Source organism: Candidatus Deferrimicrobiaceae bacterium, assembly GCA_035256765.1.
In the GTDB taxonomy this organism is placed as follows: Bacteria; Desulfobacterota; Deferrimicrobia; order Deferrimicrobiales; family Deferrimicrobiaceae; genus CSP1-8.
Genome location: DATEXR010000114.1, coordinates 1 through 1,304, shown reverse-complemented (window position 1 = coordinate 1,304; position 1,304 = coordinate 1). Strand labels below are relative to the sequence as shown.

General features: G+C 67.0%; 1 protein-coding gene. It reads left to right on the top strand.

Translation table 11 applies throughout. The features are described from left to right. The first annotated feature begins 333 nt into the window (after positions 1 to 333). On the top strand, positions 334 to 1,140 hold the full coding sequence (locus VJ307_03795) for a hypothetical protein (protein HJX73257.1): 807 nt from the start codon (positions 334 to 336) through the stop codon (positions 1,138 to 1,140). The last annotated feature ends 164 nt before the right edge of the window (positions 1,141 to 1,304 follow it).

The following is a 1,304-nucleotide window of genomic DNA, read 5'->3' as shown; positions in this document are numbered from 1 at the left end:
GACTCCCTGCGCCCGGCTCGGCGTACCGCCAGTACGCCTGCGCCGTGCTCGGTCGTCCTTCGCGGTCTGACGGCGCATCCGCTTCGCCTCGGCTGCCGACCCTTCCGGGGACAGGCCCCTCGCTCCCGCTTCGTTGCGCTTCTTCACCATACTCAACGGTATGCCTCCGTCGCGCGCCTTGCTGGCGCGGCGCATCGACGCTCTCGGTGCGTCAAGCTATTTACGAGACGGTGCACTCGCAGGATACTCCCCCGGAGGGGATCTCCCCCCCCGGGGTTTTTTTTCCCCGTCGCCTCTCCCCTGTCGGGTAATATTTCTCCGGGAGGAGACGCCATGCAGGAGCACGAGGGCAGGGAAGCCGGGACGCCGCTTCGGAAATCGCTCTGGAATCTTTTTTACCGGGTGATTTCATCCAGCGACCGTTCCCGTACGGCCTGGGGCGCCATCCTTCGGGGGTCCTGTCTGGCGTTCTTCAAGGAGACGATCGACGACCTGCCGACGGCCGACAACGAGGCGTCCTGCCGGGCCCTGAAGGACCTTTTTTTCGGGCTTCCGGACCACCGGATCTGGGACCTGTTCGAATTCCTCCTCACCGACGACAGGGCGGGGATGAAGGAGGTCGACCGGAAACTCCTTCGGCGCGGCCTGAACCAGGTACTCGATGAGGAGAGGGCGCCGGTCCGGCTACTGCGCGACCGGTTCCTCCCCCTCCCGGACGAACTCGCTCTGGACGCCGTGGCGACCGCCGAAGAGAATCTCTCCCTGTTCGATCTGGCCGCCGCCGCGCGTCATTTGCAGTCGGCGGTGGCCTATCTCTCGCGCCGCCCCGACCCCGCATCGGCGGAGGCTGTGCGAGAGGCCGTGGTCGCGGTGGCCTCCGTCGTCCGGACCTTGGCCGGCGCGTCGGGCGAAGTCGCGATGGGAACCGTTGCCCCCGTCGCCGGGCGGCTGGGGTTCCCCCCGGAGTTGTTTCAGGGGATCGACGGGCTGCTTCGCTACTGCCATTCCAGGAGCGGGCTGCCGGGTGCCGGCAAAACCGACACGCCGGTCGACCTCGCCGAGGCGACCTTCCTCGTCGTGTGTTGCTCGTCGGTCGTCACCCTGCTGCTATCCCGGTCGGGGGAGAAGACCCGGGAGTAGGGGATCGGGGAGTTCGGACCCAGCCCGCATTTCTCAGTGCGCCCCAAAGGCGCAGATCACCAGTGGGAGGAGGACCCACCCGGGTAATTGTCGGTAGGACCCGGTAGCTTGCGAGCGGCCCGCTCGGGTAACCGATTGAGCCGAAGCCTCGCGATAAAGCCCAC